7 protein-coding genes are annotated in these 8,515 nt (G+C 37.4%); 6 read left to right on the forward strand and 1 reads right to left on the reverse strand.

All coding sequences use genetic code 11. The features are described from left to right. Positions 1-194 precede the first annotated feature (194 nt). Positions 195-1,091, forward strand: coding sequence for a hypothetical protein (locus AC0UMU_RS12940; RefSeq protein WP_022389547.1), 897 nt, complete (start codon positions 195-197; stop codon positions 1,089-1,091). A gap of 556 nt (positions 1,092-1,647) precedes the next feature. On the opposite strand, the gene AC0UMU_RS12945 is transcribed toward AC0UMU_RS12940, so the two are convergent. Beyond that, a complete protein-coding gene (locus AC0UMU_RS12945) occupies positions 1,648-3,984 on the reverse strand; it encodes a transglycosylase domain-containing protein (RefSeq protein ID WP_081705723.1) in 2,337 nt (778 codons plus the stop codon). Between the two features lie 401 nt (positions 3,985-4,385). Between AC0UMU_RS12945 and pyrB the strand changes: the two genes are divergently transcribed. The 5 genes from pyrB (at position 4,386) to glyA (ending at position 8,441) form a co-directional block, all read left to right on the forward strand. Then, entirely contained in the window at positions 4,386-5,300 is a 915-nt protein-coding gene (pyrB, locus tag AC0UMU_RS12950; RefSeq protein ID WP_022601897.1) for an aspartate carbamoyltransferase, read from the forward strand. A gap of 21 nt (positions 5,301-5,321) precedes the next feature. Further along, positions 5,322-5,786: an aspartate carbamoyltransferase regulatory subunit gene (gene pyrI / locus AC0UMU_RS12955; RefSeq protein ID WP_174371910.1), complete on the forward strand. Its 465-nt coding sequence runs from the start codon at positions 5,322-5,324 to the stop codon at positions 5,784-5,786. Beyond that, positions 5,786-6,373, forward strand: a complete 588-nt coding sequence (locus AC0UMU_RS12960; RefSeq protein WP_009319528.1) for a flavin reductase family protein — start codon at positions 5,786-5,788, stop codon at positions 6,371-6,373. The genes pyrI and AC0UMU_RS12960 overlap by 1 nt, the downstream gene beginning before the upstream one ends. Beyond that, positions 6,370-7,095 carry a porin family protein gene (locus tag AC0UMU_RS12965; RefSeq protein WP_288641957.1) on the forward strand — a complete coding sequence of 242 codons (726 nt, stop codon included), beginning with the start codon at positions 6,370-6,372 and terminating at the stop codon, positions 7,093-7,095. Before AC0UMU_RS12960 ends, AC0UMU_RS12965 begins: the two co-directional genes overlap by 4 nt. A gap of 65 nt (positions 7,096-7,160) precedes the next feature. Then, a complete protein-coding gene (glyA, locus tag AC0UMU_RS12970; RefSeq protein ID WP_122337896.1) occupies positions 7,161-8,441 on the forward strand; it encodes a serine hydroxymethyltransferase in 1,281 nt (426 codons plus the stop codon). The last annotated feature ends 74 nt before the right edge of the window (positions 8,442-8,515 follow it).

Here is an 8,515-nt window from a genome sequence, read left to right on the forward strand (position 1 = left end):
TAACAAAGGGAAAAAGAGGATGTATCAAATCTTCTCAATTTTGATACACCCTCTTTTCACTATTCTACACCAACAATTATTTAGCAAATATTCAGTTTTTCTTATGTTAAATATACAACAAGTATACTCAATTATAAAAATTAGCTTTTCCTTTGCATATTAGAATAGTTTATAAGTTTAAAATAATCATGATTATGAAACTCCCAAAACACGCTCTATCCTTACTATTAGCAATTCCTCTTATAATTTCAACAGCCTGTGGAGATGATGATTTTTCTGGCGGAGGTGGTGGTAAAAAGAAAACGGACAGAAATGACCCGACAAAATTCTGGGTAATATTCTCTAAATTCGAACATAAAGACAATGCTATCCAAATGACTGTAAAAGTCAATAATCCTGACAATCTGACAATTCTCAAAGGAGGATATGAATGTAGTTTCGTTCAAGATTTCAGTGATTGGGCACGTTCAGAAAAAGACCTGGATGAAAATAATTGTGCAGATTTTAAATTAACTGTTTCCCACATGAAAAAGCAATACTTCCGGCCTTATGTTACGGGACCGACTATTGGCAGAGTATATGGAAAAGTATGGACTTATGACGGTATGAGTTGGGAAATAACCCCGCCAAGCGATAATGATAGTGGCACAAGCGGAGAAGGAGGCGGTAATACTCCTTCAACTTCAACACCGGATAATGTAAATTATTTCAATGTATCTGTACAACCGATACAACAATTACTCAATTCTACTTATATGGGAAACAATAAATGGAGACTACTTGTACGCACGTTTTCACAAGTAACTTATTCTTGGGCTTGCGATGATCCGGATGCCGCAGGGATTGTAGTCGTGATAAATAATCCGAAAAATCCTATCGATGGAGTAAAATATTCCGGTAGTGACGCATCGTTTTTTAATAGTAACGGAACAAATGTCATAAAACAATGGCCTCGTACCGGAGGATATTATAATTTTTACGTACGAACATATACTTCAAACTACCATTATGCTCCCCAATGGTACACAAAACAAGTTTTTATCGAAGGTAGCAAAGACAGTTATATCACCAGTAATAAACCCGGATTATAAACTTTTATGCTTATCTAGTAAACTGTAAACAATAGATACGGGCAGTTTTTATTTTATAAGTTAAAACTGCCCGTTTTATAATTTTAATTTCACAATATCAATACTACCCAATCACCCCACCTAATAATATATTAACCTCTATTCTTTATAAATAGCCTTCCATATCTGCTGAAAACAAAAAAATAGAAAAGGAATTACCTCCTACCCAAAAGTAGAAAATAGCAACTAAAATTCAGGAATAATTATATAAATAGCTCCAAAAAAACCTTCGTTTGATCGGACAAATATACAATTTATTCACATCAAACAAACTATTATTTAAATATATTATAAAACAATTCTTTATAATATGTGATCTCAACATATTCCATTATGAAAAACTCCTATGGATTTGTCCAATTAAACGAACATTTAATTAGACAAACTTATAATTCATACATTCAAAGCATAGGTGTTGTTATAAAAATTTCATCAAAAAAGATGAGTAGGAGCTTGAATGGGTGTGTATAGGTGTATCAAAATTTGATACACCTATTTCATTTCAATATAGAATCAACTAATCAAAAATACCTTCTATAGCTTCAGCAGGCTCTGATGAAAATTCCTCTTCAGAATATGGTCCGGTCGTACACGGATCTTTATATTGTTCAGGTATTACAAAATCTTCCGTTTCAGAATATCCCAAAGATTTATCGCCATAAACTTTTTTCATAAAGATACCATAGATAGGCAATGCCATCGTTGCTCCCTGACCGTTTGCCATACCATCAAAATGGATAGAACGCTCCTCTCCTCCAACCCATACACCGGCAGCCAAACTCGGTGTAAATCCCATAAACCAACCATCCGAGTTATTATTGGTAGTCCCGGTTTTTCCTCCCATCGGGGCTGTTATTTTATGACGATACCGAATGCGCCCTCCTGTACCATGATCTATAACATCTCTAAGCATCGGAAGTATTTTATAATATGCAGCCTCACTGAATACTTCGGTTACTTTCGGAGTAAACTCGGCAATTACATTTCCAAAATTATCCTCTATTCGGGTAACATATAACGGATCAACTCGAATACCTTTATTCGAAAAGGCTGTATAAGCTGTCACCATCTCTTCAACAGAGACTTCTGCCGGTCCTAAACAAAGAGAAATAACCGGATCGATATAATTGCGAATACCGAACGAATGCATCAAACGCACTAAAGAACTTGGAGATAACCGTTCCATTAAATAAGCTGAAATCCAGTTATTAGAATTAGCCAATCCCCAACGTAAAGTCACATTCTCTCCAATCCGGGCCTTGGAAGAGTTTCTCGGAGACCAAACCTTTCCTGTAGCCGGATCAAGAATATGAGGTTGTACATTCGGAGCTTCGTCACATGGGCTGAAACCTTCTTCCATAGCCAACGTATATAAAAACGGTTTTATGGTAGAACCTACTTGACGCCTACCATCTGAAACCATGTCATACTGGAAATTGCGAAAATCAATTCCTCCGACGTATGCTTTCACATGCCCTGTTTTAGAATCCATTACCATAAAGCCAGTACGGAGAAACGATTTATTATATCGAATAGAATCCATAGGAGTCATAACCGTATCGATCATTCCATGCCAAGAAAAAACTTGCATATCCACAGGTGTATCGAAAGCTTTCCTGATTTCCTTTTCAGATGCACCCGCTTCCGACATATATCTGTACCGATCACTCTGTTTCATCGCCTTATTAAGAATAGTTTCGATATCCGATTTAGATAAATTCCTTGCAAACGGAGCGTAACTGCGCCCCTTCTTCTCATTAAAGAATTTAGGCTGCAGAAAACCTCCGATATGCTCTTCAACAGCCTCTTCTGCATATTTTTGCATCCGAGAATCTAATGACGTATATATTTTCAACCCATCTGTATAGATATTATATTTTGAACCGTCTGCTTTCCGATTTTTTTCACACCATCCGAAAAGAGGATTTGTTTCCCAAGCGATAGAATCATCGACAAATTTTTGTCCCTGCCATCCTCTGTAATCTCTTCGATCCGGTTTTTTGGCAGTCATCATCAAACGCAAATGTTCCCTAAAATAAGGAGCTAACCCTTCTTTATGATCTACACGGTTAAAGTAGAGCTTCAACGGAAGAGCTTGCAATGAATCTCTCTCCTCCCGAGTAATATAATCCGATTTATACATTTGTTCTAAAACCGTATTACGACGACCTCTCGTTCTTTCGGGTTGACGAACAGGATTAAAATACGATGGATTTTTGCACATTCCGATCAATGTAGCCGCTTGTTCTATCGATAGTTTATCGGGAGTCGTATTAAAATAAATTTGTGCTGCCGACTGTATTCCAACGGCATTATAGAGAAAATCAAATTTATTTAAGTACATATTTACAATTTCCTCTTTTGTATAAAAACGTTCTAACTGAACGGCAATTACCCATTCTATCGGCTTTTGAAAAAGCCGTTCCATTACATTTTCGGCACTTGGAGAAAACAACTGCTTGGCTAACTGCTGAGAAATTGTACTCCCCCCCCCTGCACTTTTTTGAAAAAACAAACCTCTTTTTATCACTGCCCTCGCCAAGGCTTTCACATCGATTCCCGAGTGATCTTCAAAACGGGCGTCTTCGGTCGCAATAAGGGCATTAACCAGATAAGGAGAAATTTCATTATATCCCACATACACCCGGTTTCCTTTACTCTGATAATATCGCCCGATCACTTCCATATCAGAAGAATATATCTCGGAGGCGAATTTATCTTTCGGATTTTGCAACTCTTCGATCGGAGGCATATAACCGATAAACCCTTTTGCTATAAAAAAGAATAAGAGGGTTATCGAAACAATTCCTACACAAAAAAATATCCAAAGACATTTAATTATAATTCTGGAAATAGATCCGGATTTTTTCTTAGGCAGTTCTGGCATTTCAAATTTTGTTTTGAAACATATTCGTTTAGCAATATCTCAAATTATATCCGTACGGTTTCCGGATATACAAATTATGAATTCTCATATTTTTCGTCAAAGGTAATATAAATATTTCATTTATAAATTGATTGAAATACAGAACAAGAAAATTTAAGCAGAAAAGCTTTGATATAGACTTTTTTTACTATTTTTGTAGTGTAGATGAAACAAAATACAAAGAAATATAAACATTTCGATTTCATACACTTACAGAAGTGTAGAGAATATAAACACTCGATCAGAAATTGTAAATAGACCGATTTGACTCTTCATGCCAAACCGGTCTATTTGTCATATAAATCTATATTCTTAAAACATACCGCAATATGAGAAAAGAGAGTTTAGTATCTATCACCGACTACTCTAAGGAAGAAATTCTGGATCTGCTGGAGCAAGCAAGAAAATTTGAAGAAAACCCAAACAGAAAAGTATTGGAAGGAAAAGTGATTGCAACCCTATTTTTTGAACCATCTACACGTACCCGACTTAGTTTCGAAACGGCAGTAAACCGATTGGGAGGGAGAATTATCGGTTTTTCCGATGCATCTACTACGAGTTCGACCAAGGGCGAAACCCTTAAAGATACGATAATGATGGTTAGTAATTATGTAGATCTCATCATTATGCGTCATTATTTAGACGGAGCCGCTCGATATGCATCTGAGGTTTCTTCAATTCCTATTATAAATGCTGGAGACGGAGCTAATCAGCATCCGTCGCAAACAATGCTCGATCTTTACTCTATATATAAGACTCAAGGGACATTAGAGAATCTAAACATTACAATGGTGGGAGATCTAAAATACGGAAGAACCGTACACTCTTTACTTATGGCAATGTCACACTTCAAACCTACGTTTCACTTCGTAGCCCCTGAGGAACTGAAAATGCCGGAAGAATATAAAATATATTGCGATAAATTAGGAATACCTTATCAAGAGCACCAAGATTTCACAGAAGAAGTCATCAATCAAGCGGATATATTATATATGACCCGTGTGCAACGAGAACGTTTTACCGATCTCATGGAATATGAAAAAGTAAAAAATGTATATACACTACATAATCAAATGTTGGAAAACAGCAAACCGAACTTACGGATACTGCACCCGCTTCCCCGCGTAAACGAAATCGCATACGACGTAGATGATAATCCGAAAGCCTATTATTTCGAGCAAGCTAAAAACGGATTATATGCCCGTCAAGCTATTATATGCAAAGTATTAGGTATCGAAATTTAACATTTAAGAAAAGAAAATAGAATCATGGCTATACATAAAAAAGAGCTCGAAGTAGCTGCATTGGAAAACGGAACGGTTATCGATCATATTCCTTCAAACCAACTGTTCAAAGTCGTTTCACTCCTCGGATTAGAACATCTAAACAAAAGCATTACTATCGGAAATAATCTGATAAGTAAAAAAATAGGACATAAAGGTATCATCAAAATCGCCGATACATTCTTCAAAGAAGAAGAGATCAATAAAATCGCATTAATAGCTCCGAATGCAAAGATCAATATCATCAGAGACTATCAGGTAACCGAAAAAAGAGTCGTTACCCTACCTGATGAATTAACAGGCATTATCCGTTGCAATAACCCTAAATGCATCACCAACAACGAACCGATGAATACGGTCTTTCGTGTCATTAATAAAGAAACCGTTGAAGTAAAATGCAAATATTGCGAACGGGCTATTTCTCAAAAAGATATAGAAATTCGTTAATGGCAAACAGGAAAAAACAGAATTGGAAACCGGGTACGATGATTTATCCGTTACCTGCGGTATTGGTCAGTTGCGGGAACCGTCCGGAACAGTATAATTTATTTACCGTAAGCTGGGTAGGAACTATCTGCACCAATCCGCCAATGTGTTATATATCCGTACGTCCCGAACGACATTCATACTCTATTTTAAAGGAGAACAAGGAATTTGTCATTAATCTGACAACAGAAAATATGGCAAGAGCAACCGACTGGTGCGGTATTCGATCTGGAAAAGATTATAATAAATTTGCAGAAAGCGAGCTGACTCCCGTTCCTTCAGAAAAAATAGCTGCTCCCTATATTGAAGAATCGCCTTTATGCATAGAATGTAAAGTTAAGGAAATCGTGAACTTAGGTTCTCATGATATGTTTATATCAGAGGTTGTCAACGTTATTGCCGACGAGCAATTCATTAATCCCGAAAACGGAGCTTTCGATCTCGAAAAAGCTCGATTATTGGTTTATTCGCACGGTCATTATTACGGGATCGGCAAAGAAATAGGTAAGTTCGGTTGGTCGGTACAAAAAAAGAAAAAGAAGAAATGAGACTGTACATTCTATTTTTATTCTGTACATATTTATTTTTTACCGGTACGGTATCGGCACAGTCCGGTATGTCCCCAAAAAAATTATTCAATTGGGGAGTCCGTATCGGAGTAAACGCCCCTTTCGTCGATATGCGAAAAAGTCAAATCAACGGTATAAAAATAGAAGAACCGTCAACAAATTCAAAAATGGGGATTCTCATATCCCTGTTTGCCCGAACCAATTTCAATAAACATTATCTTCAACTCGAAGCAGAAACGCATTATATGCGTTATCGGATGAGTCCGAGACCCGAATCGGTCATTACCGACGGATCTATCGGGTACATGGAAGGAATAACGGTCGGTAATAGAATTTATTCTTTAGACATACCTTTATTATACGGATATAACTTCATCAAACAAGGTCCGTACGAGTTGTCTTTTTTTGCCGGTCCAAAACTTAAATATCTATATAAGAAAAAGAGCGAACTCTCCGCACCGGAAACGTATGAATTTGTCATGGATGAACACATCCGTCCGTTAACTGCAAATTTCGTTTTGGGACTTGGAACATCCATCTCTCGCTTTTTTATCGATTTTCGCTATGAATTCGGAATTACAAACCTCACACATCCTACGACATACATCCTCTACAAAGACGGAATAAATATATCAGAAGGAAACATTTATTTAAAAAGAGGTATTAATCTTCTCAGTTTTTCGATCGGTATTATTTTATAAGAACAACGAAAAAAGGTATCTTTGCACAACGAAAACATAAACACCATCTTATATAAAGCACAACAATGAAAAGAGACAATGCTATTTTCGACATTATCGAACAAGAACATCAAAGACAACTGAAGGGAATAGAACTCATCGCTTCAGAGAACTTTGTAAGTGATCAAGTAATGCAAGCTATGGGATCTTGCCTAACCAACAAATATGCAGAAGGATATCCCGGAAAGAGATATTACGGCGGATGCGAGGTGATAGACCAAAGCGAACAAATCGCAATAGACAGAATCAAAGAAATTTTCGGAGCAGAATGGGCTAATGTGCAACCGCATTCCGGAGCACAGGCCAATATGGCTGTTTTCATGGCAGTGTTAAATCCCGGAGATAAGTTCCTCGGGTTAAATTTATCTCACGGAGGGCATTTATCTCATGGTTCACCTGTTAACTTTTCAGGGCTGATGTTCCAGCCACTGGAATATGGTGTAAAAGAAGATACCGGATATGTAGATTACGATATGATGGAAGAAGTCGCCCTTCGTGAACGTCCGAAATTAATCATCGGTGGAGCTTCGGCTTATTCTCGCGAATGGGATTATGCTCGCATGCGTAAAATCGCAGATGAAATAGGAGCTATTTTCATGATAGATATGGCTCATCCTGCAGGACTTATTGCTGCCGGATTATTAGATAATCCGTTGAAATATGCACATATAGTAACCTCCACGACTCATAAAACCTTGCGTGGACCTCGTGGCGGAATTATTTTATTAGGAAAAGATTTTGACAATCCTTGGGGAAAAACAACTCCTAAAGGAGAAATCAAGAAAATGTCAGCGCTTCTCGATTCTGCAGTATTCCCCGGAGTGCAGGGTGGACCGTTAGAACACGTTATTGCAGCTAAAGCCGTTTCATTCGGAGAAGCATTGCAACCAGAATATAAAGTTTATCAGACGCAAGTCAAGAAAAATGCCGCAGTTATGGCACAAGCGTTTATGGATAAGGGATACAAGATTATTTCAAACGGAACGGATAATCATTGTATGCTGATCGATCTCCGTACAAAATTCCCTGAACTTACCGGTAAAGTTGCCGAGAAAGTTCTGGTCGAAGCAGATATTACCGTAAATAAAAATATGGTTCCTTTCGACAGCCGTTCACCATTCCAGACATCCGGTATTCGTATAGGAACTCCGGCGATTACGACACGAGGAGCAAAAGAAGATCTCATGCTCGAAATCGTTGAAATGATAGATACTGTTTTAGCTCATCCTGAAGATGGAAACATTATTAAAGCCGTTCGTGAAAAAGTGAACCAAACAATGAAATCATATCCCATCTTCGCTTATTAATTCCTTAATTAATAAAAATGCAAAAGGGGCTGTCCAAAAAGTCGGATAGCCCCTTTTGCTATTGTTTATTTCGG

The organism is Coprobacter fastidiosus, from assembly GCF_982245605.1.

Bases quoted from the DNA above. Each gene is read 5' to 3' on its own strand.
- AC0UMU_RS12960 (WP_009319528.1), top strand. From the start codon at position 5,786: ATGGCAAACAGGAAAAAACAGAATTGGAAACCGGGTACGATGATTTAT.
- AC0UMU_RS12965 (WP_288641957.1), top strand. From the start codon at position 6,370: ATGAGACTGTACATTCTATTTTTATTCTGTACATATTTATTTTTTACC.
- AC0UMU_RS12940 (WP_022389547.1), top strand. From the start codon at position 195: ATGAAACTCCCAAAACACGCTCTATCCTTACTATTAGCAATTCCTCTT.
- pyrB (WP_022601897.1), top strand. From the start codon at position 4,386: ATGAGAAAAGAGAGTTTAGTATCTATCACCGACTACTCTAAGGAAGAA.
- glyA (WP_122337896.1), top strand. From the start codon at position 7,161: ATGAAAAGAGACAATGCTATTTTCGACATTATCGAACAAGAACATCAA.